Raw genomic sequence first — 26,205 nt, forward strand, 5'->3', positions numbered from 1 at the left:
GCCAAGTGGTGAAAGCCAGGCGACTCTGCGATAATCCGGCGCTTTGTGTCGCGCACATCTCACCAACATCAACCATCAAGGGGAGCGCCGTGAGTCTGGCCATTTTCGACCTGGATAATACGCTGCTATCCATCGATAGCGATCATGCCTGGGGGGAGTTCCTGGTAGAGCAAGGAGCCGTGGACCCGGTGGCCTACCGCGAGGCCAATGAGCGCTTCCTGGCCGATTACAACGCCGGTACGCTGGACATGATGGCGTTTCTGGCGCTGGCGCTGAAACCGTTGGCTGACAACAGCCCGGAACAGCTTGCTGCCTGGCACCAACAGTTTATGATTAGCAAGATCGAGCCACATATTCTGCCCAAGGCCGAAGAGCTGCTGGCCCGCCACCGCACCAAGGGCGATACGCTGCTGATCATCACGGCCACCAACCGCTTCATCACCGGCCCGATTGCCGAGCGGCTGGGCGTGGATGACCTGATTGCCGTCGACCCCGAGATGGTCGATGGCCGCTACACCGGACGTGTGGCCGGGGTGCCCAGCTTCCGGGAAGGCAAGGTCGCCCGTTTGGAAGCGTGGCTGGAAGACCAGGATTGCACCCTCGATGACGCGTGGTTCTACAGCGACTCCCATAACGACCTGCCGCTGCTGGAAGTGGTCGACAACCCCGTTGCCGTAGACCCTGATGATACTCTTCGCCAAGTGGCTGCAGAACGGAACTGGCGGATTATGAGCCTGCGGGATTAAGGTAAGTGTCACGCATTTCGTGAGATGGCGACAGCCGCCTCGATATTACCACCGTAATTCATCCAACCTAATGCCACCATCGGCACCCCTGGCGGGGTGCTTCGCGGGTGCGCTCCGCTTACGCCGCGCTACAAATTAGCCCACCTCAAGTACGTGACACCCGTAGCGCGGCGTAACGAATCTTGCGAGGTAACGAGCAAATGAGGCACCCGCGAAGGCGGCGATGAGCCGCCTGGATTGGGCCACCCTGAATCATTCAATCTCGGTGACAACATCTACTCTTAAGAACTCAAGAGCATATTCAATGATATAGCGTTGCCTGGGTGCTTAGCTGCCAATTTGGCATCGTCTGTGACCAATGTTGTTTGCGTCACCGTGGCAGATGCAGAAATGATGCTGTCAGGTAATTTCATCAGCGCATGACGACGTGTATTGATCGTCTCCTCTTTGACTAGATGGTTGAGTTCGACGCGTGTCAGATTGGCTAATAAAGCTGAAATAGCCTGCTCTTCTTGCAAGGGTAGCCCCGGGAATCCCAACAGTTCGAGCTCAGTGATCACGGAATAAGCGTAATGAGCAGGCGGGAGGCATAGCTGTCGCTTGATCGCGTTAATAAAAACATTCGTGTCGAGCAGATAATCACCACTCATCCCGCATGCTCCGTTGATACTCGAGCCCTTCCTGCGCTGTCAGCGTGGGCGCTTTTACAGACGAGAAATCAAGACCGGATGACGCCTCGGGCTCGCTCGGCGCTGCTGTGCTGTTTTCGTACAGCACCACGATCCGGGCATGCCTGTTTCTCAGCTCTGCGTATTCGTCTGGAATTTTAACCATACCGTCTTGAATATCTGTTTCGAATTCAATCGCCTGCATACTCTTCTCCTCAAGCGCTGCTGATGAGCAACCCGGTACTCCAATGTTTTTTCTATACCCTCTACATTTGACACGCTTTTGCTCAAAAATTCGAGTCGCTCGGTGACTCGCGACGACCCTATTGAAGGGACATACTTTTGCAGCATCCCATGCCCATAAAAAAACCCCGCAAGCATGGCTTGCGGGGTGGGTGCGGTTGGCGGGTGCCAAACGGCGTACTTAGCCGAGCAGGTGCTCGACGGCAGCGCGCTCTTCGCGCAGTTCTTTTTCCGTGGCCTGCATCTTCTCTTTGCTGAACGCATCGAGTTCGAAACCTTGTACGATTTCGTACTTGCCACCCTGGCAGCGCACCGGGTAGGAGTAGATGATGCCTTCGGCGATGCCGTAGCTGCCGTCGGAGGGGATGGCCATGCTGACGATACCGTCGCAGCCCAGCGCCCAATCACGCATGTGGTCGATGGCGGAAGACGCAGCAGAGGCGGCAGACGAGGCGCCGCGCGCCTTGATGATGGCGGCACCGCGCTGCTGTACGGTCGGGATGAAGTCGTTCTCGTACCAGTCGCGCTCGACCAGATCGAAAGCGGCTTTGCCGTCTACCTTGCACTGGGCCAGGTCCGGGTACTGGGTGGCACTGTGGTTGCCCCAGATGATCATGTTTTCGACGTCGGTGACGTGCTTGCCGGTCTTCTGTGCCAGCTGCGTCAGGGCGCGGTTGTGGTCCAGACGGGTCATGGCGGTGAACTGGCCAGCGTCCAGGTCCGGCGCGTTGCAGGAGGCGATCAGCGCGTTGGTGTTGGCCGGGTTGCCGACGACCAGCACTTTCACGTCGCGGCTGGCGTGGTCGTTCAGCGCTTTACCTTGTACGGAGAAGATGGCGGCGTTGGCTTCCAGCAGGTCTTTACGCTCCATGCCGGGGCCACGCGGACGAGCACCTACCAGCAGAGCGAAGTCGGCATCCTTGAACGCCACGTTGGGATCGTCGGTGGCGACGATATCTTGCACCAGCGGGAACGCACAGTCGTTCACTTCCATCACGACGCCGTTCAGCGCGTCCATGGCTTGGGGAATTTCGAGAAGCTGGAGAATGACGGGCTGATCCGGCCCCAGCATGTCGCCAGCGGCAATGCGGAAAATAAGAGAGTAGCTGATCTGGCCGGCACCGCCGGTAATCGCAATACGTACTGGATCTTTCATCATTGCTCCTTGATGGTTCGCCTAGTGAAGGTTCGCCTGGTAAAGATTCGCGCTCCGATGTTATGCCCACACGCCCAAAAACTCAATCAGACTTGAGACTACTACCCATTCGCGCGGCGGCTTGGTACTCGCTGAGCGGCAGCACTTGCGCTATGGTGTGACGGGTTGCGAGCCCCTCTTTATTTGGAACAGTGACTCCTCATGCGAAGAATCCCCCCCTCTTATGCACTGGCTAGCCTGCTGGTGCTGGCCCTGGTGGTATGGCTTGCCCTGGGCGACTTTCAGCGTTTTCAGTCCACCCCTGTAGAAAACCGCGAGAGCAACGGCGAGACCTTGGCTCGGGTGGAGGTCTCGACCCAGCCCAGCACGCTCTACATTCCTCAGGTGGTCGTTCAAGGCCAGCTGGCGGCCGCTCGCGAGGCGGTATTGCGCGCCAACGTGGCGGGCCTGGTGGCGGAAGCCCCCATCACCCAAGGCGAGCGCGTTCAACCGGGCGAGACGCTGCTGGTACTGGAGAGCGATGCCCTGCCTGAGCGCCTGCAGCAGGCACGCGATGAGCTGGCCCTGGCGCAGGCCGAGTACGCGGGGGCCCAGAACCTGCGCCGTCGCGAGCTGATCTCCCAGCCTGAGCTGCTGCGCTTGCAAAGCGCACTCAGCGCCAGCGCGGCCCAGGTGGCTCAACTGGAGAAGCAGCTACGCGATACCCGCCCCAGCGCGCCGTTCGATGGCGTGCTGGGGCGGGTACAGGTGGAAATCGGCGACCTGCTGCAGCCCGGAGAAGAGTGGGCGCGCCTGGTCGATGACCGTCGCCTGAAAGGGGAAGCCTGGGTGTCCCAGCAGCAGGTAGGCGCTTTGAGCGAAGGGCTGCCGGTGACGGCCCGCTTGTTGAATGGCGGTGAGCTGACCGGCGAAGTGAGCTATATCAGCCGCCGTGCCGATGAAGCGACGCGGACGTTCTATGTGGAAGTCATCCTCGACAACCCCGAGCGCCAGCGGCTGGCAGGCGGTAGCGCCGAGCTGACCATCACCCTGCCCCCTCGCGCCGTGCATACGCTTTCGCCTGCGCTGTTCAGCCTGGATGAGCGGGGCCAGCTGGCCATTCGGCACCTGGATGCCGAAAACCGCGTGGTGCAGTCTGCCGTGGAGCTGGTCAGTGCCGACACCCAGCGCGCCTATGTCAGCGGCCTGCCCGACCCGGTCACGCTGATTACATTGGGGGCTGGCCTGGTCAGCCCTGGCGAGGAAGTCACCCCCGTGCCTGCCCAGGAAGGTGGTCATGCGATCACTCATTAATGCCGCGCTGACCCATACGCGCACTACCCTGCTGCTACTGGTAGGGCTGCTGCTGGCTGGGCTCACGGCCTGGCAGGTGATCCCCAAGGAAGCCAACCCGGACGTCACCATCCCGATCATTTATGTCTCGCTCTCGCTGGAGGGGGTCAGCCCGGAAGATGGCGAACGGCTGCTGATTCGCCCGATGGAACAGGAGCTGCGGGGCATTGCCGGGCTGCGCAAGTTCACGGCGCAGTCCAGCGAGGGGCATGGCGCCGTCACGCTGGAGTTCGACCCGGGCTTCGATCCGGACACGGCGCTTTCCGACGTGCGGGAACGGGTAGACATTGCGCGTAGCAGCCTGCCCACCGAAGCCGACGAGCCGAGGGTCATGGAGGTCAACGTCTCGGAGTTCCCGGTCTTGAGCATCGGCCTTTCAGGGGAGCTGGACACCCGCGAACGCATTGCCATCGCCCGCCGCCTGAAGGAGGAAATCGAAGGCATTGCCGACGTGCTGGAGGTGGACATTGCCGGTGACCGTGAAGACCTGCTGGAAATCGTTGTGGACCCGCTGGTGCTGGAGAGTTACGGGGTCGATTTCGATGCCTTGTTCAACCAGGTTTCGCGCAACAATCGGCTGGTGGCCGCCGGCAGCCTGGATACTGGCGCAGGCAGGCTGGCGCTGAAGGTGCCCGGCATCATCGCCGCCCTGGAAGACGTGATGAATATGCCCGTGAAAGTAGAGGGCGAGCAAGTGGTCACGTTCGGTGACGTGGCCTGGATTCATCCCACATACAAAGAGCCCGAAGGCTTTGCCCGTATCGACGGCCAGCCTGCCGTGGTGCTGGAAATCTCCAAACGCGCCGGGGCCAACATCATCGCCACCATCGACGCCGTGCGGGACCGCTTTGCGGAGGCGCAAACGCTGTTACCCGAGCAGTTGCGGGTGACCACGATCATGGATGAGTCGGTCACCGTGCAGAACATGCTCTCCGAGCTGCTCAACAACGTGCTGACCGCCGTGGTGCTGGTGCTGATCGTGGTGGTCGCCGTGATGGGCTGGCGCATGGCACTGCTGGTCGGACTGACCATTCCGGGGGCTTTCCTGACCGGCATTCTGCTGGTCTGGGCCTTTGGCTTCACTCTCAACATCGTGGTGCTGTTTGCGCTGATTCTGGTGGCGGGCATGCTGGTGGACGGTGCCATCGTGGTCAGCGAGCTTGCCGACCGCCATCTGCACGAGGGGCAAACGGCCCATCAGGCGTGGCTGAACGCCGCGTCGCGGATGAGCTGGCCGGTGATTGCCTCCACGGCAACCACATTGGCGGTGTTTCTACCGCTGCTGTTCTGGCCCGGCGTCGTCGGTCAGTTCATGAAGTACCTGCCCGCGACAGTGATTCTGTGCCTGCTGGCCTCGCTGGTCATGGCGCTCATCTTCCTGCCCACGCTTGGGCGGCTGTTTACCCGTACCGCCCACGCCAGCGGCGCAGGCACTGGGCCCATGGACGAAAGCACTACCCTGGGGCGTGGTTATCGTCACCTGCTGAGCCGCCTACTGCGCTACCCCGGCTGGGTGCTGGCCTTCGCGCTGCTGCTGATCGCGCTGCTGTATACCGGCTATGCGCGGTTCAACCACGGCGTGGATTTCTTCCCCAACGTCGAACCCGATAGCGCCCAGGTGCTAGTGCGCGCCCGGGGCGATTTTTCCGCGCAGGAAACCGACGCCATTTTGCGCCGCGTGGAGCAGCGCCTGGGCGGCCTGAGCGAAGTAGAGGCCCTCTACGCACGCTCTTTTGCAGTGCCCGACCAGCAGATGGGCAGCGACGTGGTCGGCATGCTGCAGTTCCAGTTCATTGACTGGTATCAGCGCCGTCCGGCGCGCACCATTCTGGCGGACATGGCCGAGCGCACGGCGGATATTCCAGGGATCACCCTGGAATTCCGCGAGCAGGAAATGGGCCCCGGCGGCGGCAAACCCATCGTGCTGGAAGTCAGCGCCACGGACCCGGACGTTGCCGATGCGGGGGTCGATCAGCTCACTCGGTTGATGCGCGAGCTGGGCGGCTTCGTGGATATTCAGGACAACCGCAGCCTGCCAGGGGTGGAGTGGCAGATCACCGTGGATCGTGAGGCCGCCGCCCGCATGGGCACCGACATCACCACCATTGGCAGCGCGGTTCAACTGCTCACCACCGGCCTGCAGGTGGCCAGCTACCGCCCGCCCACGGTGAGTGACGAGGTCGATATTCGCGTACGCTTCCCGGAACACTGGCGCACGCTGGACCAGTTGGAGCGGCTCACCATCAACACCTCCCGTGGGCAGGTGCCGATTTCTCATTTCGTGGAGATCGCCCCGGCGCCCAAGGTGGGAACATTGAACCGCATCGATGGCCGCCGCGCGATTACGCTGGAAGCGGATCTGGCGCCCGGCTACCTGGCCGATGAGCGCCTGAGAGCCCTGCTGGCCGCTGGCCAAGACCAACTGCCGGATGGCCTGATGGTCAATGTGGCTGGCGAGCAGGAGGATCAGCAGGAGTCGATGCAGTTTCTGATCAGTGCCTTCCTGATTGCCGTAGGATTGATGGCGCTGATTCTGGTGACCCAGTTCAACAGCTATTACCAGGCCGCGCTGGTGTTGTCCGCCATCGTGTTCTCCACGGCGGGCGTACTCATGGGCCTGCTGATCACCGGCCAGGCCTTTGGCATCGTCATGGTAGGCATGGGGGTGATCGCGCTGGCGGGCATCGTGGTCAACAACAATATCGTCTTGATCGATACCTACAACGAGCTGCGCCGCGACGGCATGCCACCTCCTCAGGCAGCCCTGGAAGCAGGCTGCCTGCGCCTGCGCCCCGTCCTGCTGACCGCCATCACCACCGTGCTGGGGCTGATGCCCATGGTGCTGGGAGTCAACGTCAACCTGTTCACCCCCGCGCTCGGGTTCAACGCCCCCTCCGCCCAGTGGTGGACACAAATGTCCAGCGCCATCGCCGGTGGATTGACGTTCGCCACCTTCCTCACCCTGCTGCTCACCCCCTGCATGCTAGTGATCGGCGGCCGCTTACGGCGGGAGAAAGATCTCGGGTGAAACGCCGCCCCACCCCGCTACGGGCAACCCCATTTGCATCGTTGCCGCCACACCCGTAGCGCGGCGTAAGCGGAGCGCACCCGCGAAGCAACGCGGAGAGCGTTGCCGATGAGGGCACCGGGGGTGGCGGTGGCGTTTTGTGGTTCGAGGGCGCGGTGGGTTCGGTGGCGTCATCAGGGCGGCTGGCGCCGCCTCCGCGGGTGCCTCTTTCGCTCGTTGCTCTCGCTCTTTCGTTACGCCGCGCTACAGGGGCGCGGCATTAAGCGTGAGATTTGATCTGCTGGGGGCTGTGGGCTGCGTGGAGGCGTGCGATGAGCTGGTCCTCCAGGGCGAAGCGTTCGGTGAGCCCTTTGGCGAGCCGGTCGATCCAGGCGGGCAGCCTGGCCAGGTTTTGCTGGCAGCGTACCGGGCTGGCGAAGTCTTCGTCGAACTCCAGCACCATGGCGGTGGACATCTCCAACCGTTCCAGCAATCGGGCCGCAATGTGCAGAGCGCTTTCGTCGTTGAATGCCTTGGCCTCTTCGGCCAGCTGCGGGTAAATCTCGAAGTGACCCGCGCTGATGTAATCCATCAGCAGCTCGCTGAAGGTGTCGATGCGCGCCTTGCTGACGGCTTCGAGCTCGGCATCACAGGCTTCCTTGAGCTCAATGAAGCTGACCAGTAGTGCGCGCCGTTGATCCAGCCAGCGGTCGATCAGGCTGTGTACGCCCCCCCAGCGCTCCAGGGCATTTTTGCAATCTTCGAGCATGGGGCTTCTCCTTGCTGATAGCCGCCTTCATCAGGGCTAGACTCGCTGTTCCTTCTAGCCCTGTCAATGCAGACGGACACGATTTCCTTGATACTGCCGAGTGTGCCTTGAATAATCAACGCTTGGCTAACGTACCCTGCCCTGTCACGGCCAGCCATAACATACGTAACGGTACCAGGGCGAGAATGAGGAACCCGACCAGCGTCCAACCAGGCAGCGACAGCCCCAGCAGCATGAAGTCGATTTCCGCGCACTCGCCGGAGCCGGTGAGCACCATGGCCACGACGTCCTGCATGGGCAGAATATCCATCATATAGTCCAGCCCTGGGCCACAGCTGGGCACTTCATCGGCGGGCAGGCTCTGTAGCCAGACATGGCGGCCTGCGATAAACGCCCCTGTACCCACCGCCGCCAGGCTGAGCACGCCATATAGCCCCTTGCCGAAACGGCCGCGGGGGTTGTGGATGGCAGCCACGGCCAACACCAGCCCGGCGGCGATGACCGCGACGCGCTGGAAGATGCACAGCGGGCAAGGCTCCAGCCCGCCAATGTGCTCCAGTCCTAGCGCCACGGCCATCATCAGGATACAGAAGGCGACGCCGAGTAGCGCGACCGGACGAATAGCTGATGAGGTCATTGCCCATCCTCAGGTGTAATGGCCGATAGCGCTCGCGATTCCCGCGCCTTGGTGAAGTAGGTTTCCAGGAAGGTGCTGAAGCTTTCGTGATCCGCGGCTTCGATATCACGCTGCTGCTGGTGCGAGGTGTCGATGAGCTGTGCCAGCAGCGCTTCCCGTGAGCGCAGCATGGGGGTGCTCTTCAAGGCCTCTGCCTGCTCCTGGGCCATGCCCAGCAGAGTCTCGCTGAGCGAGCCGTTGCCGGATTGCAGCTTCGCCAGCAGTTGCGCAGAGGGCGTCAGCTCGGGCTGGCGCAAACGGGGCTGTAGCGCCGCCAGGGCGGCCGCATGGGGGGCGTCGTCTTCCACGGCGTCCAGCAGCCGAGCGACCTCGGCCATTTCCGCGAAGATCTGCTCGCCCCACTCGGGGAGCGTCACCGATTCCCCCTGACGCACGAGACGCAGCTCAGGGTCACGCCCACGCTCCACCACCAGGCGACGGTTGTCATCCAGGCGGTCACACTCTTCATCGGAAATCCAGGGGCTGTCACTGAGCAGACACCACATCAGGAAGGTGTCGACGAAGCGCATCTGCACTTCCGTGACGCCCAACGGATCGAAGGGGTTGAGGTCCAGACAGCGCACTTCGATGTACTCGACGCCACGAGCTTCGAGTGCCTGGCTCGGGGTTTCGTTGTGCCGCGCCACGCGTTTGGGGCGAATATCGCTGTAATACTCGTTCTCGATCTGCAGGATATTGGCATTGAGCTGCTGCCACTCATCGCCTTGCCGAACGCCCAGCGCTTCATAATCGGGCCACGGTGTGGAAATCGCATGGCGCAGGGTGTTGACGTAGTTGGAGAGCGAGTTGAAGCAGATTTTCAGCTGCGACTGGACCTTGTTCTGATACCCCAGGTCGGACATGCGCAGCGTGGTAGCGTAGGGGGCGATATAAGTATCGTCACCGAGCGGCTGCAGCTTGTCCGGCACCTGCCCGTTGGGCAGGAAGCTCTTGTCCACGGCGGGAGACGCACCAAACAGATAGAGCAGCAGCCAGCTATGGCGGCGGAAGTGACGAATCAAGCCAAAGTAGCGCGTCGAACGGTAGTCGTTGAACGGTACGTGGGTGGCTTTTTCCATCTCGCGCAGGGCGTACCACATGTCTTCAGGCAGCGAGACGTTGTAGTGCACCCCGGCAATGGCTTGCATGATCCGCCCGTAGCGCACGTCGAGCCCCTTGCGGTAAACGTGCTTCATGGTGCCCACGTTGGAGCTGCCGTAGTCGGCAATCGGCACGCTGTCGTTACCGGAGAGCCGGGAAGGCATGCTGCCAGGCCAGATCCACTCGTTATCGAGATGGTGATAGGTAAAGGTATGCAGATCGGACAGAAAGGCCAGAGCCTCCTTGGGTTCCGAATACACCGGGGTGATGTACTCCAGCAGCGCTTCGGAGTAGTCGGTAGTGATGTGCGGGTGGGTCAGCTTGGAGCCCAGCGCCTGGGGGTGTGGGGTCTGTGCGATATGGCCCTGCGCATCGACCCTCAGCCCCTCTTTTTCTAGCCCGCGACGCAGCCGCCCCAAACGACCCAGACGGGCGCTGGGGAGCAGGCGCTCGACCTGAGCGGTCAGCGACGTAGGCACCGTGAGTGGTTCAGACAAGGTGAACACTCCTTGTTGATAAGGCCTGCATGACGCAGGCCTTGTGGAAACCGGCGGGCGTGACCATGAGCTGTATCCTACCTGATAGGGAATAGTGGGCAGGATATGGCGGCAACCCTGTGTTTTTCAAGACACGCGACTATTTGCCCCGCTTGGCCTTCAACAACGCGGCACCCAAGGCACCCATGGCCGCCGGTGCATTGCCCTGTTGCTGCCCCTGGCGCTGGCCCGCCTGACGGCTGCTGCGCGCAGGCTTGCGCGGCTCCTGAGCGGCGCGGCTGCCGTTTTGCTCAGGCTGCTCTGGTTCATCGCTGAGACGCATGGAAAGCCCGACTCGCTTGCGGGGAATATCGACGCTCATCACTTTGACGGTGACGATGTCGCCCGCCTTGACCACGCTGCGCGGGTCGTCGATGAACCGCTCCGACAAGGCCGAGATATGCACCAGGCCATCCTGATGAACCCCGATATCCACGAACGCGCCGAAGTGCGTCACGTTGGTCACCGTGCCTTCCAGCACCATGCCCAGGGTGAGGTCCTTGAGCGTTTCCACGCCTTCGCGGAACTCCGCCGCCTTGAACTCCGGGCGCGGGTCTCGGCCTGGCTTGTCCAGCTCCTTGAGAATGTCGCTGACAGTGGGCACCCCGAAGCGCTCATCGGCGAAATCGGCGGGCTTCAGCGCCTTGAGGGTGGCGCTGTCGCCAATCAGGCCCTTGAGGTCACGCCCACTCTGCTTGGCGATGCGCTCGACCAGGGTATAGGCCTCTGGGTGGACGGCGCTGGCATCCAGCGGGTTGTCGCCATTGCTGATGCGCAGGAAACCGGCACACTGTTCGAACGTCTTGGGCCCCAGACGGCTGACGCCGAGCAGTTCCTTGCGGCTTTTGAAGGCACCCTGCAGGTTGCGCTGCGCGACGATGTTTTCGGCCATCGCGGCGCTCAAGCCAGCCACTCGGGAGAGCAATGCGCTGGAGGCCGTGTTGAGGTCCACGCCCACCGCGTTAACACAATCTTCGATGACGGCTTCCAGGCTGCGCGAGAGCTGCCCCTGAGAGACGTCGTGCTGATACTGGCCTACCCCGATGGATTTGGGCTCGATCTTCACCAGCTCGGCCAGCGGGTCCTGCAGGCGGCGGGCAATCGAGACTGCCCCCCGGATGGTGACGTCGAGGTCGGGCAGCTCACGGGCCGCGTATTCCGACGCCGAGTACACCGATGCCCCGGCCTCCGACACCATGACCTTGCTCAGCGGCTGCGCGGGCGCCAGCGCCTTCACCAGTTCCCCGGCCAGCTTGTCGGTTTCACGGCTGGCGGTTCCGTTGCCCACGGCAATCAGCTGCACGCGATGCTGCTTGACCAGCCGCGCCAGCACCTCCAGCGATTCGTTCCAGCGGTTCTGGGGAGCGTGGGGGTAAATGGTGGCCTGGTCGATGAACTGACCGGTGGCATCGATGACCGCTACCTTGCAGCCGGTACGCAGGCCGGGGTCCAGCGCCAGGGTGACTTTCTGCCCCGCCGGGGCCGCCAGCAGCAGGTCTTTCAGGTTGGCAGCAAAGACATCGATGGCGGTCTGCTCGGCCTGTTCGCGCAGGCGGCCCAGCAGCTCGGTTTCCAGTGCGGTGTAGAGTTTGACACGCCAGGTCCAGCGCACCACTTCGCCCAGCCACTTGTCGGCCGGGCGCCCTTCATCGCGAATACCGACCTGACGGGCAATGGCCACCTGGGCAGGATGCACCGGGGCGTCTTCTTCACCGGGCAAGCGAATGGCCAGCCCCAGAATCCCTTCGTTGCGGCCACGGAACATGGCCAGCGCACGGTGCGAGGGCACCTTGGCGAGTTTTTCGTCGTGCTCGAAGTAATCCGAAAACTTGGCGCCTTCCTGCTGCTTGCCTTCCAGCACCCGGGCGCTCAGCTCGCCTTCCTGCCAGAGCCGCTCACGCAGTTGGCCGATCAGCTCGGGGTCTTCGGCAAAGCGCTCCATCAGAACCTGCTTGGCACCGTCGAGGGCGGCCTTGGCATCTTCGATGGCGGGCACTTCCCCTTCTGCCGGGCGCAGGTAGCGTGCTGCTTCGTTTTCCGGGTCGAGGGTGGGGTCGGCCAGCAGCGCATCCGCCAGAGGTTCGAGACCGGCTTCCCGGGCAATCTGGGCTTTGGTGCGGCGCTTTTTCTTGAACGGGAGGTAGAGGTCTTCCAGGCGCTGCTTGGTGTCGGCAGCCTCGATGGTGGCCTTGAGCGCGGGGTCCAGCTTGCCTTGTTCATCGATGGCCGCCAGCACGGCTTCGCGCCGCTCTTCCAGTTCGCGCAGGTAACGCAGGCGCTCATCCAACTGGCGCAGTTGAGTATCGTCCAGCGCGCCGGTCACTTCCTTGCGGTAGCGGGCGATGAAGGGCACGGTGGCGCCGCCATCCAGCAATTCCACCGTGGCCAGGACTTGTTCAGGTCGTACGCCCAGCTCTGACGCCAGGCGCGCAATAATCCGTTGTTTGACATCCATAACGTGCAACCAGCTCATGCAGCCTTCGAGGTGCCGACACGGTACCACAAAGCACCTGTGCTGGCATGGCTTGCGCGCCCGAGACCGCCTTAGCGGTGGAATTGCTTCTCCCGCTCGGGCTGCCAGAAGATGGCATCCACTCGCAACTTCACTTCAGTGGCATTGGGTAGCGGCCATTCGATGACATCGCCCACCTTCAAGCCAATCAGCGCAGCCCCGATCGGCGCCATGACGGAAATACCATCTTCCACGCTGGCCAGCGCATGGGGATAGACCAGCGTGCGGATCATTTGCCGCCCACGGGTCAGGTCGGTGAAGCGGATCTGGCTATTCATGCTCACGACGTTATCGGGAATGTCCTGCGGGTCGAGCACCTCACCGCGCAGCAGCTCTTCTTCGAGCAATTCCGCCACCATCTGATCCTTTTCCGGTGCTTGATCGATCAGTCGCTGCAGACGCTCTGCATCGAGACGGTTGATGATGATTGGAGGACGCTGCCCCATGGTCTCTCTCCTTGATGATACCGACCATAAAAAACAGCCCTTCCCCAAAGGGAAAGGACTGTGGATATCCGCTACATGCAGGATAGCTTATTTAAAGTGACCCGGTAACTCAATCGACCAGGCCACTGACATGATCAGGTAACGCCCTGCTCGATCATGGCATCGGCGACCTTGCGGAAGCCTGCGATGTTGGCACCGAGCACCAGGTTACCGGGTTCGCCGAACTCTTCTGCCGTGTCAGCACACTGCTGATAGATATCGGCCATGATGCGCTTGAGCTTGTCATCGACCTTCTCTAGCGACCACTGCTCCATGCTGCTGTTCTGGGCCATTTCCAGCTGGCTCGTGGCCACGCCACCGGCGTTGGCGGCCTTGCCGGGGCCGTAGGCGAGCCTGGCGGCAATAAAGCGCTCCACTGCCGCCTTGGTAGAGGGCATGTTGGCCCCTTCACTGATACAGCTCACCCCGTTGGCGATGAGCGCCTGGGCATCCTGTTCGGTCAATTCGTTCTGAGTGGCACATGGAAACGCTACCTGCGCCGGTAGCCGCCATACGGCATGGCCATCGGCGGGGTAATCCCGTGCCGCCACATAGTGTGCCTCAGGATGCTCGTGAAGGTAAGCCTCCAGGGAAACACGCTCCACTTCCTTCAGACGCTTGAGCAGCCCCAGGTCGATGCCACGAGGGTCATGAATCATGCCCTTGGAATCACTGCAGGTCACCGGTAGTGCACCGAGTTCCAGCAGCTTTTCGATGGTATAGATGGCAACGTTGCCCGCGCCGGACACCAGGCAAGTCTTGCCTGCCAGACTCTCCCCCTGGGCGGCCAGCATGTTCTGGGCAAAGTAGACCGCGCCGTAGCCGGTGGCCTCCTTGCGCCCGAGCGAGCCGCCCCAATTCAGCCCTTTACCGGTCAGCACCCCTTCGTAACGCCCTGTCAGCCGCTTGTACTGGCCAAACAGATAGCCAATCTCGCGGGCGCCCACGCCGATATCGCCGGCGGGCACATCGCTATGGGGCCCCACGTGGCGGTACAGCTCGGTCATGAACGACTGGCAGAAGCGCATGATTTCGTTGTCCGACTTGCCCTTGGGGTCGAAGTCCGCGCCGCCCTTGCCGCCGCCAATCGCCAGGCCGGTCAGCGCGTTCTTGAAGATTTGCTCGAACCCCAGAAACTTGATGGTGCCTGCGGTCACGCTGGGATGAAACCGCAGCCCCCCTTTATAAGGCCCCAGGGCCGAGTTGAACTGCACTCGATACCCTTTGTTGACCTGTACCCGACCCTTGTCATCCAGCCAGCTGACGCGGAACATGATCTGCCGTTCAGGCTCGATCATACGCTCGATGATACTGTGCTGGTGATAATGCGGCGAACGCTCGAACAGGGGGCGCAAGCACTCGAGCACTTCCTCGGTGGCTTGATAGAACTCGGTTTGAGCAGGGCTACTCTTGGCTAGCCGCGCAAGGGTGTCATGAACGTAGGGCATGGCGTCGTACCGTTACCGTAATGAGACTGTCGTTATGCTGGCCAGCGCATGACGGTATTTAACTGTGACGGCGTTTTTCTGCATACCCTATGCCGGTTCGGTATGGGCAAAAAACCGGCCGCAACTCGACTAAAGTCGCAATTTTTTTGCCCACTATTGGTGCATTAACCAAATTTGATAAACGATGATTTAACGAAGCGCCGCGGAAAATAAAAAAGGGAGGGTGCCAGGCACCCTCCCTTGAAGCGATGAAACAGCGAGTATCAGGTCAGTTGCGGGCCAGCTTTGATGATCGCTTCGTTGACGCCTTCGAACTTCTTGAAGTTGTCAACGAACTTGGTGGCCAGGTCTTGCAGGTGACGGTCGTAGGCGTCGCGGTCGGCCCAGGTGTCGCGGGGGTCCAGCAGGCTGGAGTCCACGCCCGGCACGGCCAGCGGCACTTGCAGGTTCAGGCCGTCGATGTGCTTGGTCTCGACATCACGCAGGATACCTGACTGAATCGCGCTGATGATGGCGCGCGTGGTGGGGATCGAGAAGCGCGAGCCGCCTTCACCGTAGGCACCACCGGTCCAGCCCGTATTCACCAGGTACACCTGGGCGTCTTTCTTTTCGACACGCTTGATCAGCAGGTCGGCGTATTCACGGGCCGGACGCGGGAAGAACGGTGCGCCGAAGCAGGTAGAGAACGTTGCCGCCAGACCTTCGGAAGAGCCCATTTCCGTGGAGCCGACCTTGGCGGTGTAGCCCGACAGGAAGTGGTAGGCTGCGGCTTCCTTGGACAGGATGGACACCGGCGGCAGAACGCCCGACATGTCGCAGGTCAGGAATACGATGGCGTTGGGCTCACCCGCCAGGTTTTCGGCCACGCGCTTCTCGACGTGCTCCAGCGGGTAGGCGGCACGGGAGTTCTGGGTCAGGCTGTCGTCGGCGTAGTCCGGCTCGCGGCGGTCATCCAGCACGACGTTTTCCAGCACGGTGCCAAACTTGATGGCGTTCCAGATGACCGGTTCGTTCTTCTCGGAAAGGTCGATGCACTTGGCGTAGCAGCCGCCTTCCATGTTGAAGACGATGCCGTCGCCCCAGGCGTGCTCGTCGTCACCAATCAAGAAGCGCGCCTGATCCGCGGAGAGCGTGGTCTTGCCGGTGCCGGAGAGGCCGAAGAACAGGCAGGTTTCGCCATCTTCACCCACGTTGGCAGAACAGTGCATCGGCAGTACGTCGGCGGCGGGCAGCAGGTAGTTCTGCACCGAGAACATGGCTTTCTTCATTTCACCGGCGTAACGCATGCCGGCGATCAGCACCTTGCGCTCGGCAAAGTTGATGATCACGCAGCCGTCGGAGTTGGTGCCATCACGGTTCGGGTCGCACTCGAAGCCTGCAGCGTTGAGGATGGTCCACTCTTCCTTGGCGGCCTGGTTGTAGGCCAGCGGGCGCACGAACATGGTGCGGCCAAAGAGGTTTTGCCAGGCCGTTTCCGTGGTGACACGTACCGGCAGGTAGTGGGTGTTGTCGCTGCCCACGTGCAGCTCGGCCACGAAGCGCTCACGGCTTTCCAGGTAGTCTTCGACACGCGCCCACAGCGCCGAGAACTTCTCGGCGTCGAACGGGCGGTTGACGCTGCCCCAATCGATGCTGTCACGGGTGGAGGGCTCATCGACGATAAAACGGTCTTTCGGTGAACGCCCGGTGCGTGCGCCGGTGTTGACTACCAGGGCTCCGTTCGCCGAGAGGCGACCTTCACCACGGGCCACGGCGCGCTCGATCAGTTCGGCGCTGCTGAGATTGACGTGGGCTTGAGGAGCGGCTTGAGTCGTGGTCATGTCGATTCCTGGGCCTTGCGGCCGTTTATCTCGTTTACCGGGCGTCGTACGACGCCTTTAAAAGTCATCCCAACCACTCGCAAACGGGCTGGGCGCGCTGAAGTCCGGCGCATTATGGCAAAAAGAAAGCCCCCGGGAAACGGGGGCTTCTCGCAAATATCTTGTAGTTAAACTACTACAATGACACTACATTTTGTGTTGCAGCGCAGTATATTTTCAAACAACCGTTTGCTGGGCGCGCCGAGCGCATTGTCTCCTCTGGGGTGGCGCCAGGCCGCCTGAAAGCCCACCCCATCAGGAGCCGACTACACAATCAGTGAATGACTGGCGGTGGTGCGCCCGGGTCTTCCAACAAAATTTCAATATCTGCGGCGGTGTAGTGATATTTCGTGTGGCAAAAGTGGCATTGGGTGTCGATGGCGCCCTGCTCCTGGAGAATATCCATCAACTCTTCCTTGCCCAGGGTGTACAGCGCATGGCTCATACGCTCCCGTGAACAGGTGCAGCCAAAGCGCAGCGCCTTGGGTTCGAAGACCCTGACGGTCTCTTCGTGATAGAGCCGATACAGTACCTCACGCTGCTCCAGCCCCAGCAGCTCTTCGTTCTTGATCGTTTCGGCAAGGTGCACGCTGCGCTCCCAGGCATCCACGTCCTGGTTTTGCGAGGCATCCGGCAAGCGCTGCAGCAGCAGCCCACCCGCTCGCTGACCATCGGCGGCCAGCCACAGCCGGGTAGGTAGCTGTTCGGACTGGCCGAAATAGGCTTCCAGGCAGCCACTCAGCGTATCGTGATCCAGTGCCACGATGCCCTGGTAGCGGTGCCCCTCGTTGGGGTCCAAGGTGATCATGATCTGGCCGTCACCGACCAGCTCACGGAAGCTGGCCTGCTCGCTGGGCAGCGCGGCCTCTTCGGCGATACGTGCAATGGCGCGCAGCTCACCGCCCGGATTGGACTCTGCCATCAGCAGCGCCAGCGCGCCCTGGCCGCGCACTTCGATGCTGAGCGTACCGTCCAGCTTGACCGTATCGGTCAGCAGGGCCACCGCTGCCAGCAGCTCGCCCAGCAGGGCATTGACCGCCGGTGGGTAGGCATGACGATCGAGCACGTCCTGATAGGCGGTGCTCAGCGTGACGATTTCGCCACGCACGTTGGTTTGGTCAAACAGGAAACGCTGGATCTGATCAGACATAGTGAAACCATGAAGAGAGAAAGGGGAACGTCGACAAGGCAGGCGTCAGCGACGCTACTCGCCCTGCTGGCGTTGAAATCGGTGTATATCGCGGCGCTGCTTCTTATCGGGGCGCTTGAGGGGGTGCTGCATCGCTTCGTTGGTGAGCCGACGCGCCTCGGTTTCCTTGGCACGACGCTGGGCGCTGGCCTCGGTTTCGGCATACAGGGTGCGCGCTTCGGGAGCGCCCCTGCGCTGGTCTGAAAGCGCCGTGACTTCCACCTCGTAAATGTCCCAGCCCTGGGGCACGCGAATCAGCGCCCCCAGCTCGACGTTCTTGCTGGTCTTGGCACGCTCACCGTTATAGTGAACCTTGCCGCCTTCTATCGCTTTCTTGGCCAGGGCGCGGGTCTTGAAAAACCGTGCAGCCCATAGCCACTTGTCCAGGCGAACGCTGTCGCTCATTGGCACTCTCCTCATCTATTGGCTGCCCCTGAAGGCCGCCACTGGCGGATCACTCAGTGGCCGATGCCCAGGCCGCACTCATGGCAACAGTTGGGCAAATCGGTCCAGGGCCACGAACTCCTGCAGCTCTTTTTCGGGCCGCTGGCTATCGGGCTGTTTGATACCTAGCAAGTACTTGATCCCGAACTCTCTGGCGCTTTCAAGCACCCGAGCGTTGTCGTCGATGAACAGGGTGCGTGCGGGGTCGAAGGGTTCTCGCTCCTGCAGCGCGAACCAGAAGGCCTGCTCCTCCTTGGCAGCGCCAACGTCTTCCGAGGAGATGATGGCATCCAGGTAGTTTTCCAACCCGGTGAGCGGTAATTTCAGTGCAAGACTGGCGCGGTCGGCGTTGGTGGCCAGCACCACACGAGGATGGGCCTGCTTGAGCCAACCAAGGAAATCCAGTGCATCGCCACGTAACCCAATCAGGTGCTGTACTTCACGCTTGAGGGCCACAATATCGACGTTCAGCTCGCGGCTCCAATAGGCCAGGCTGTACCAGTTCAGAGTGCCCTGCTCACCGATGATGCGGCTCTTCAGCGCTTCCTGACTGGCTTGATCCAGTTGGTGCAGCTCGACGTAGCGGCGTGGCAGATGCTCCAGCCAGAAGTGGCTGTCGAAGTGGAGGTCCAGCAGCGTGCCATCCATGTCCAACAGCACCGTGTCGATCTCGCGCCAATCAATCATGGCCACTCCAGTCTTTGAGAGTAAGCGTGCTATTGTAGCGTAACCCGTTTTTTGCAGCCACGGAGGCATGATGGACCGCGACGATTCCACCACCAGCGACGTCACTGAGCGCTACCCGCGCAAGCCCACGATTCTGGCTCGTCACCCCGTGGCCCAAAGCCGCTTGTTTCAGATCGAGGCGCTGGACCTGCGCTTTTCGAACGGCGAGGAGCGCCAGTTCGAGCGCCTCACCGGCGCCGACCGTGGCGCCGTGATGATCATCGCCATGCCGGACCCGGAACACGTCTTGCTGATTCGCGAGTACGCGGCCGGTTTCGAGGACTACGTACTCACCCTGCCCAAAGGCTTGGTGGACCCCGGCGAGGATGTCGTGGCCGCCGCCAACCGTGAACTCATGGAAGAGTGCGGCTTTGGCGCCCACCGCATCGAGCCGCTGGTGGAACTCTCGCTGGCCCCCAATTACATGCGACACCGCATGCAGGTACTGATCGCCACCGACCTCTACCCCAAACGCCTGCCCGGCGACGAGCCCGAACCGCTGATCGTGGAAACTCACGCCATCGAAGAGCTCCCCGCACTGCTGCTTCGAGAAGACTTCCACGAAGCACGCGCCATCGCCGCCCTCTACATCGCACGCGACCGATTACGCGAAGAGCAGCGCAGCAACAGCATTGATTTGCTCTAGTGCCGTATTACCCCCCTGCGCCATCATCGGCAGCGCTCCTCGCGCTGCTTCGCAGGTGCGCTCCGCTTACGCCGCGCTACGGGTACCCCGACCCTCCAAATTCCGGCAACCCCCCGTAGCGCGGCGTAACGATTGAGCGAGAGCAACGAGCGAAAGAGGCACCCGCGAAGGGCGGCGGCCAGCCGCCCCGATCACGCCACCATCCCCCACCGTGCCACCGCCCACCCCCGAGCCCCCATCGGCAGCGCTCTCCGCGCTGCTTCGCGGGTGCGCTCCGCTTACGCCGCGCTACGGGTAACCCGCCCCTCCAAATTTCGGCAACCTCCCGTAGCGCGGCGTAACGAATCTTGCGAGGCACGAGCAAATGAGGCACCCGCGAAGGCGGCACCAGCCGCCCCGATGGAGCCACCACAACTAACCGCGCCACCGCCCACCCCCGAGCCCCCATCGGCAGCGCTCTTCGCGCTGCTTCGCGGGTGCGCTCCGCTTACGCCGCGCTACGGTTATACCGCCCCCAAGCACATACAGCCTCCCGTAGCGCGGCGTAACGAATCTTGCGAGGCACGAGCAAATGAGGCACCCGCGAAGGGCGGCGGCCAGCCGCCCCGATCACGCCACCATCCCCCACCGTGCCACCGCCCACCCCCGAGCCCCCATCAGCAGCGCTCCTCGCGCTGCTTCGCGGGTGCGCTCCGCTTACGCCGCGCTACGGTTATACCGCCCCCAAGCACATACAGCCTCCCGTAGCGCGGCGTAACGAATCTTGCGAGGCACGAGCAAAGAGGTACCCGCGGAGGGCGGCACCAGCCGCCCCGATCATGCCACCACAACCAACCGCGCCACCGCCCACCCCCGAGCCCCCATAGGCAGCGCTCCTCGCGCTGCTTCGCGGGTGCGCTCCGCTTACGCCGCGCTACGGGTACCCCGACCCTCCAAATTCCGGCAACACCCCGTAGCGCGGCGTAACGAATCTTGCGAGGCACGAGCAAATGAGGCACCCGCGAAGGGCGGCGGCCAGCCGCCCCGATGAGGCCACGAAACCACCCTGCCGCTCCACATTCAGGCAGGCATTCAATACACGGTCGGCTTTATGAGTGGTGCTTCAACGCTATCCAGCGGCGTTGGCGGTGGCTGTCGAGGCCGGCTTCGAGCAAGGTCATGCTGCGCAGGGCGTCCTCGACGGAGACTGGGAGGGGGGCTTGTTGGCGGATGGCGTCGGCAACGCCCTGGTAATAGGCGAGGTAGTCGCCGGGTAGCGTGGGGTGTTCGTGACTGACCAGCGGGGCATCTTCGCCTTGCCCTTTGCGTAGGGTGAGCGTGCCGGGAATGTCCTGCCCCCAGTGCGGGGTGGGGGTCTCGCCTGCTTTCAAGCGCGCTTCCTGTGGGTCGAGCCCCATCTTCACATAGCTGCCCAGCGTGCCATGCAGGCGGTAGCGGGGAGTGGGTTCGGCCACCAGGGTGCCTGCACTCAGGCTGACACGGCAGTCGTCGTACTCCAGCAAGGCCAGGAAGTCATCGTCGGCATGGGCGGCGTCTCGGCGCGCGCCGATCTCCAGCAGGATGGCGTGGGGCATGCCAAACAGCTCGCAGGCCTGGTCCAGCAGGTGAGGCCCCAGGTCGTACCAGATGCCGCCCCCGGGCGCGGCTTTTTCGCGCCAGCGGTCGCGCACCTCCGGACGAAAACGATCGAAGCGGGATTCGAAGCCCGTCACTCGCCCCAGCGTGCCTTCGGCCAGCAGTGCCTTGACGGTCAAGAAGTCGCTGTCCCAACGGCGATTGTGAAATACCGAGAGCAGGCACTCTTTATCCGCCGCCAGGGCCTTGAGCTGCCTGGCCTCCGACAGCGTGACGGAGAAGGGTTTGTCGACCACCACATGCTTGCCTGCCGCCAGCGCGGCCTTGGCCAGGGGAAAGTGAGTATCATTGGGCGTTGGGATAACGATCAGATCCAGATCCTTGCGTTGACACAGCGCCAGAGCCTCGCGCTCGACCGCCACCTGGGGCAAGTCGGCAGTCACCTTGCTGGCATCGCTGGAAGACACCGCCACCAGCTCCAACCCCGGTACCGCCTGAATCAGCGGCGCATGAAACGTTTTACTCGCAAAGCCATAGCCGACCAGGCCCACATTGATCGTCGCCTTCATGACGCTCCTCGATAGGTGTTGGGTGATATACCACAAAAAAAACAGCCCGCTTTCGCGGGCTGTGAGATACGCCGATCAATCCAGTTTGGAGAGGTCGCGTACCGCGCCCTTGTCGGCGGAGGTGGCCAGCAGGGCATAGGCCTTGAGAGCAGGCGTGACTTTGCGCGGGCGCTGCTCGACGGGCTTCCAGGCGTCCTTGCCACGCGACTCCATGGCCTCGCGGCGCTTGGCCAGCTCGGCATCGCTCAGCTGCACGTTGATGGTGCGGTTGGGGATGTCGATCAGAATGGTATCGCCCTGTTCGACCAGCCCGATGGCGCCCCCGGCGGCGGCCTCAGGTGATACGTGACCAATCGACAGGCCCGAGGTGCCCCCGGAAAAACGGCCGTCGGTCAGCAGCGCGCACGCCTTGCCCAGCCCTTTGGATTTCAGGTAGGAGGTGGGGTACAGCATCTCTTGCATACCGGGGCCACCTTTGGGGCCTTCGTAGCGGATGACCACCACGTCGCCCTCTTTGACTTTGCCATCCAGCACGTTGGCCACTGCCTGATCCTGGGACTCCACCACGTGAGCCTTGCCCTCGAATACCAGGATGGAGTCGTCTACACCAGCGGTCTTGACCACACATCCATCCAGGGCGATGTTGCCGTAGAGCACGGCAAGGCCACCCTCACGGGAGAAGGCGTGCTCCAGGTCGCGGATACAGCCGGTGGCACGGTCGCCATCCAGGCTTGGCCAACGGGCGCTCTGGGAGAACGCGGTTTGGGTCGGAATGCCCCCCGGGCCGGCCTTGAAGAACTCGACCACTTCTGAACTGGGCGAGCGCATGATATCCCACTCGTCCAGCGCGGCTTTCAGGCTGTCGCCGTACACGGTGGGCACCGAGGTATCCAGCACCCCCGCCCGGTCCAGCTCGCCCAGAATGGCCATGATGCCACCCGCGCGGTGCACGTCTTCGATATGGTATTTCTGAGTATTGGGCGCCACTTTGCACAGCTGCGGCACTTCACGGGAAAGGCGGTCGATATCCGCCATGGTGAAGTCGACTTCTGCCTCTTGAGCCGCCGCCAGCAGGTGCAGAATGGTATTGGTGGAACCGCCCATGGCAATGTCCAGGGTCATGGCATTCTTGAAGGCGGCCTTGTTGCCAATGGCGCGGGGCAGCAGGTGTGCCTCTTCGCCTTCGTAATAACGCTTGGCCAGCTCGACGATACGATGGCCCGCCGTTTCGAACAGGCGACGGCGATCGGCATGGGTCGCCAGCACGGTGCCGTTACCGGGAAGTGCCAGGCCCAGCGCCTCCATCAGACAGTTCATGGAGTTGGCGGTGAACATCCCCGAGCAGCTGCCACAGGTGGGACATGCGCTGCGCTCGACTTCTGCCAGGGTTTCGTCGTCGACGCTATCGTCTGCGGCCATGACCATGGCATCGACCAGATCCAGGCCGTGATCCAGAAGCTTGGTCTTGCCGGCTTCCATGGGGCCGCCGGAGACGAAAATGACGGGAATGTTGAGCCGCATGGCGGCCATCAGCATTCCGGGGGTGATCTTGTCGCAGTTGGAAATGCACACCAGCGCATCGGCACAGTGAGCGTTGCACATGTACTCGACGCTGTCGGCAATGATATCGCGGCTGGGCAGCGAGTAGAGCATGCCGTCGTGGCCCATGGCGATACCGTCATCCACGGCGATGGTATTGAACTCTTTGGCAACACCACCCGCTTTTTCGATTTCGCGGGCAACCAGTTGCCCCATGTCTTTCAGGTGCACATGGCCGGGCACGAACTGGGTGAACGAGTTGGCTACCGCGATGATCGGTTTGTGAAAGTCGTCATCCTTCATGCCGGTGGCACGCCAAAGGGCACGAGCGCCTGCCATGTTGCGGCCAGCGGTAGTGGTACGGGAGCGATACTGGGGCATGGTGTCCTCTACGTCTTTATCATGGCCCGCCACATACGAGGTGGCGGGCGGGTGAATCCAGCGGTCTTCGATTGTGGCATGAGCGAACCGCTGAGACTAGACGTAGACGACATCCAATACCCCACCCGCTTCAGAACGTCTCCCACTCCTCCGCGGCACGAGCCTTCACCAGCGGACGCTTCGACGGCGCTGACGAAGAGGCCGAGGGTGACGGCAAGCTGGCCGACTGCCCAGCACGCGCCACGCGAATCCGCGCCATTTCGCTGCTCTCCTCCTCGGCCCCTTCCAGGCGGAAAGCCGCGATCACGTTGGCAAGGTCCAAGGCTTCATTGGTCAATGCTGATTAAACGCACCGATCAGAAGGTCTCCCATGGCTCGTCCTGCTGGTGGCCAAGCGCGTGACGGGATGGCGCGGCTGCTTGCTGAGGCACGGCTTTCTTGACCCGCGCCAGCTTCTCCCGAGCCGCCGCTACGCTCTCGTCCTGGGCACCCTCCAAACGGAAAGCATCGACCACGTTGGCCAGTTCGAAGGCTTCCAGGGTCAGGTTGTCTGCGGAGGCGGCAATGGACTGAACCTTGGTGGCATTTTGCTGTGTGACGTTGTCCATCTCCGCAATCGCCGAGTTGATCTGGCCGATTCCACTGCTCTGCTCGCTGGAAGCGGTGCTGATCGAGGCCATCAGTTCGCTCACCTGATTGACCTGACGCACGACGTTCTCGATGGCGCTTTCGGCCTGCTCCACGGCGCTGCGCCCACCGCTGACTTCCTGAGTGGTGCTGTCGATCATCTTGCGGATTTCCTGGGCAGCATCAGCACTGCGGCTGGCCAAGGTACGCACTTCGCTGGCCACCACGGCAAAGCCGCGACCATGCTCCCCGGCCCGAGCGGCCTCGACGGAGGCGTTCAGCGCCAGGATATTGGTCTGGAAGGCAATGCCATCAATCACGCCGATCATCTCGGTCATCTTCTCGGCGCGCTGGGCAATGCGCTGCATGCGCTCCACCAACTGCTCCATTTGCTGGCGGGTTTCCTGAGTGCTGTGGGCGTTCTGCTGCGCGAGCTCGGTGGCCTGGCGCGCGTTGTCGGTATTCTGCTGCACGGTAGAGGTCATCTCTTCCATGCTGGAGGCCGTTTGCTGCAGCGAGGAGGCCTGTTGCTCGGTACGCGATGCCAGCTCCTCGTTCTCGGCGGCGATCTGCTGAATCGCAGGCGTCACCACCGCCACTCGGTTTTCGACCTCGCTGACGATACTGGAAAGGCTGAAACGCATGGTGTCCAGTGAATAGAGCAGCTCTCCCAGCTCATCGTTGCTTTGACGACGCTCACGGGCGGCCAGGTTGCCTGCGGCAATCTGGAAGGTCATGTAGCGCGCTCCCGCCAGGCTGCGCATCACCGAGCGCAGGATCATCACGCTCAAGCCGATCATCACCAGTAGCCCTACGGCCATCAGCACCAGTTGCGCCACCAGCATCTGCTGACGGCCCTGATGCGCCAGAGCCACCAGCGCATGGGCGCCTTCCCGCTCGGCATCGACGAGCTGGTCACTCAACTGTCGCAACTGCTCGGTGGCGGGCTGCACGGCATCATTGAAAGCTTCGAACGCGGCAAAGCCGTTGGCCTGACTGACCGCCGTCATGGCGCTGGTCACGCCAGTGATCCAGGCATTCAACGACGCCTCGACCACTTGCAGCACGTCAGGAGCGGCTGCGCTATCCGACTCATACTCATCCCACAGGGTCTGGACCGACTGAGTGACTTCTTGCAGCCGCGATTCAAGGGCCACCAAGTCTACCCGGCGCGGGTTGCGCACCGCGGGCTCCAGCTGTTCGACGGTGAGCCCTACCTGGCGCTCCATGAGCTGCAGGTTGGCAATCGCCTCGAGCCCCGAGCGGTTCAGCGTATCCAACCGCTCCCCCGACACCATCAACCCATAGACGCCAAGCCCCCCCGCCATGCCCAGCAGCAACAGCGCGGTAATGACCATCCCCGTCAGCTTGGCCTTTAAACTACTGAACTGAAAGCGCGCCACAAGCCCACCCAGGCCACGCCGAATCAGTGCCCCCTGGTGCAACCGATAGCGGCGCGATTTGCCCTTGGCACGAATCTCGGCATACACCTGCTCGGCCCGGGCGATCCGCTTGGCAGACGCCTTGCGGCGCAGCGAGGTATAGCCCACGATCCGCTCGCCATCGCGCAGCGGTGCCACGGTGGCATTGACCCAGTAGTGATCGCCGTTCTTGCGACGGTTCTTGACCGTACCCTGCCAGGTGCCGCCTGCCTGGATGGTTTTCCAGAAGTCGGCGTAGGCGGCCTCGGGCATGTCCGGGTGTCGGATCATGTTGTGGGGTGCCCCCATCAACTCCTCACGGCTGTAACCGCTGACCTCCACGAAGGCTGCGTTGGCGTAGGTCACGTTGCCTTTCAGGTCGGAGCGAGAAATCAGAACGGTTTCTTCGTCCAGCACGTATTCGCGCTGTGTCACAGGCTGGTTGTTACGCATCGCGGCCCCCAGGGGTGTTATTCGATTTTTTTGAGTTCTCTCATTATCCAACGTATTAAGTCGCGTTAATCCTCAGATAGCCATATAAAAAACGCCG

Annotated in this window: 21 protein-coding genes; 4 read left to right on the forward strand and 17 right to left on the reverse strand. The window is 62.2% G+C overall.

The genetic code is table 11. From position 1 onward, the window contains the following. Positions 1 to 89 precede the first annotated feature (89 nt). Positions 90 to 746 (forward strand): histidinol-phosphatase, encoded by a 657-nt coding sequence (locus RVM27_RS03110; RefSeq protein WP_287807717.1) that lies wholly within the window; start codon positions 90 to 92, stop codon positions 744 to 746. Between the two features lie 281 nt (positions 747 to 1,027). On the opposite strand, the gene RVM27_RS03115 is transcribed toward RVM27_RS03110, so the two are convergent. The 3 genes from RVM27_RS03115 to RVM27_RS03125 all read right to left on the reverse strand — a co-directional run bounded on the left by RVM27_RS03115 (position 1,028) and on the right by RVM27_RS03125 (position 2,813). Continuing rightward, complete coding sequence (locus RVM27_RS03115) at positions 1,028 to 1,396, reverse strand: PIN domain-containing protein (protein WP_287807719.1); 369 nt, start codon at positions 1,394 to 1,396, stop codon at positions 1,028 to 1,030. Continuing rightward, the gene (locus tag RVM27_RS03120) at positions 1,386 to 1,619 is read right to left on the reverse strand and encodes a hypothetical protein (protein ID WP_287807721.1); all 234 of its coding nucleotides are present in this window, start codon (positions 1,617 to 1,619) and stop codon (positions 1,386 to 1,388) included. Before RVM27_RS03120 ends, RVM27_RS03115 begins: the two co-directional genes overlap by 11 nt. 219 nt (positions 1,620 to 1,838) lie before the next feature. Further along, complete coding sequence (locus RVM27_RS03125) at positions 1,839 to 2,813, reverse strand: malate dehydrogenase (RefSeq protein ID WP_016913321.1); 975 nt, start codon at positions 2,811 to 2,813, stop codon at positions 1,839 to 1,841. Positions 2,814 to 3,014: 201 nt separating this feature from the next. Between RVM27_RS03125 and RVM27_RS03130 the strand changes: the two genes are divergently transcribed. After that, complete coding sequence (locus RVM27_RS03130) at positions 3,015 to 4,106, forward strand: efflux RND transporter periplasmic adaptor subunit (RefSeq protein ID WP_287807723.1); 1,092 nt, start codon at positions 3,015 to 3,017, stop codon at positions 4,104 to 4,106. After that, complete coding sequence (locus RVM27_RS03135) at positions 4,090 to 7,173, forward strand: efflux RND transporter permease subunit (protein WP_498957335.1); 3,084 nt, start codon at positions 4,090 to 4,092, stop codon at positions 7,171 to 7,173. The genes RVM27_RS03130 and RVM27_RS03135 overlap by 17 nt, the downstream gene beginning before the upstream one ends. 259 nt (positions 7,174 to 7,432) lie before the next feature. Here RVM27_RS03135 and rsd read toward each other — a convergent pair whose 3' ends face one another. The 10 genes from rsd to yrfG form a co-directional block, all read right to left on the reverse strand. Beyond that, positions 7,433 to 7,921: a sigma D regulator gene (rsd, locus tag RVM27_RS03140; protein WP_081138233.1), complete on the reverse strand. Its 489-nt coding sequence runs from the start codon at positions 7,919 to 7,921 to the stop codon at positions 7,433 to 7,435. Positions 7,922 to 8,036: 115 nt separating this feature from the next. Beyond that, complete coding sequence (locus tag RVM27_RS03145; RefSeq protein WP_498957336.1) at positions 8,037 to 8,558, reverse strand: disulfide bond formation protein B; 522 nt, start codon at positions 8,556 to 8,558, stop codon at positions 8,037 to 8,039. Then, positions 8,555 to 10,195, reverse strand: coding sequence for a glutamate--cysteine ligase (gene gshA, locus RVM27_RS03150; protein ID WP_498957337.1), 1,641 nt, complete (start codon positions 10,193 to 10,195; stop codon positions 8,555 to 8,557). The genes RVM27_RS03145 and gshA overlap by 4 nt, the downstream gene beginning before the upstream one ends. A gap of 139 nt (positions 10,196 to 10,334) precedes the next feature. Beyond that, positions 10,335 to 12,689 (reverse strand): Tex family protein, encoded by a 2,355-nt coding sequence (locus RVM27_RS03155; RefSeq protein ID WP_498957338.1) that lies wholly within the window; start codon positions 12,687 to 12,689, stop codon positions 10,335 to 10,337. Between the two features lie 89 nt (positions 12,690 to 12,778). Further along, a complete protein-coding gene (gene rnk / locus RVM27_RS03160) occupies positions 12,779 to 13,192 on the reverse strand; it encodes a nucleoside diphosphate kinase regulator (RefSeq protein ID WP_218314711.1) in 414 nt (137 codons plus the stop codon). A gap of 134 nt (positions 13,193 to 13,326) precedes the next feature. Continuing rightward, on the reverse strand, positions 13,327 to 14,679 hold the full coding sequence (gene gdhA, locus RVM27_RS03165; RefSeq protein ID WP_498957339.1) for a glutamate dehydrogenase: 1,353 nt from the start codon (positions 14,677 to 14,679) through the stop codon (positions 13,327 to 13,329). 263 nt (positions 14,680 to 14,942) lie between these two features. Next, positions 14,943 to 16,499 carry a phosphoenolpyruvate carboxykinase gene (locus RVM27_RS03170; protein WP_193461988.1) on the reverse strand — a complete coding sequence of 519 codons (1,557 nt, stop codon included), beginning with the start codon at positions 16,497 to 16,499 and terminating at the stop codon, positions 14,943 to 14,945. Between the two features lie 313 nt (positions 16,500 to 16,812). Next, complete coding sequence (gene hslO, locus RVM27_RS03175) at positions 16,813 to 17,688, reverse strand: Hsp33 family molecular chaperone HslO (protein WP_498957340.1); 876 nt, start codon at positions 17,686 to 17,688, stop codon at positions 16,813 to 16,815. 54 nt (positions 17,689 to 17,742) lie between these two features. After that, positions 17,743 to 18,132: a ribosome-associated heat shock protein Hsp15 gene (gene hslR / locus RVM27_RS03180; protein WP_039183812.1), complete on the reverse strand. Its 390-nt coding sequence runs from the start codon at positions 18,130 to 18,132 to the stop codon at positions 17,743 to 17,745. Positions 18,133 to 18,210: 78 nt separating this feature from the next. Further along, the gene (gene yrfG, locus RVM27_RS03185; RefSeq protein WP_100731821.1) at positions 18,211 to 18,858 is read right to left on the reverse strand and encodes a GMP/IMP nucleotidase; all 648 of its coding nucleotides are present in this window, start codon (positions 18,856 to 18,858) and stop codon (positions 18,211 to 18,213) included. A gap of 70 nt (positions 18,859 to 18,928) precedes the next feature. Between yrfG and nudE the strand changes: the two genes are divergently transcribed. After that, positions 18,929 to 19,543 carry an ADP compounds hydrolase NudE gene (gene nudE, locus RVM27_RS03190; RefSeq protein WP_498957341.1) on the forward strand — a complete coding sequence of 205 codons (615 nt, stop codon included), beginning with the start codon at positions 18,929 to 18,931 and terminating at the stop codon, positions 19,541 to 19,543. A gap of 1,088 nt (positions 19,544 to 20,631) precedes the next feature. Here the strand turns inward: nudE and RVM27_RS03195 are convergent. From RVM27_RS03195 to RVM27_RS03210, 4 genes are all read right to left on the reverse strand, one after another. Further along, a complete protein-coding gene (locus RVM27_RS03195) occupies positions 20,632 to 21,687 on the reverse strand; it encodes an oxidoreductase (protein WP_498940756.1) in 1,056 nt (351 codons plus the stop codon). Between the two features lie 75 nt (positions 21,688 to 21,762). Then, positions 21,763 to 23,607: a dihydroxy-acid dehydratase gene (gene ilvD, locus RVM27_RS03200; RefSeq protein ID WP_081193648.1), complete on the reverse strand. Its 1,845-nt coding sequence runs from the start codon at positions 23,605 to 23,607 to the stop codon at positions 21,763 to 21,765. A 130-nt stretch (positions 23,608 to 23,737) separates the two neighbouring features. Then, positions 23,738 to 23,929, reverse strand: a complete 192-nt coding sequence (locus RVM27_RS03205) for a hypothetical protein (RefSeq protein WP_287807753.1) — start codon at positions 23,927 to 23,929, stop codon at positions 23,738 to 23,740. 34 nt (positions 23,930 to 23,963) lie between these two features. Further along, entirely contained in the window at positions 23,964 to 26,108 is a 2,145-nt protein-coding gene (locus RVM27_RS03210; RefSeq protein WP_498957342.1) for a methyl-accepting chemotaxis protein, read from the reverse strand. Positions 26,109 to 26,205 lie beyond the last annotated feature (97 nt).

The organism is Halomonas sp. KM007, assembly GCF_050709225.1.
GTDB lineage: Bacteria > Pseudomonadota > Gammaproteobacteria > Pseudomonadales > Halomonadaceae > Vreelandella > Vreelandella hamiltonii.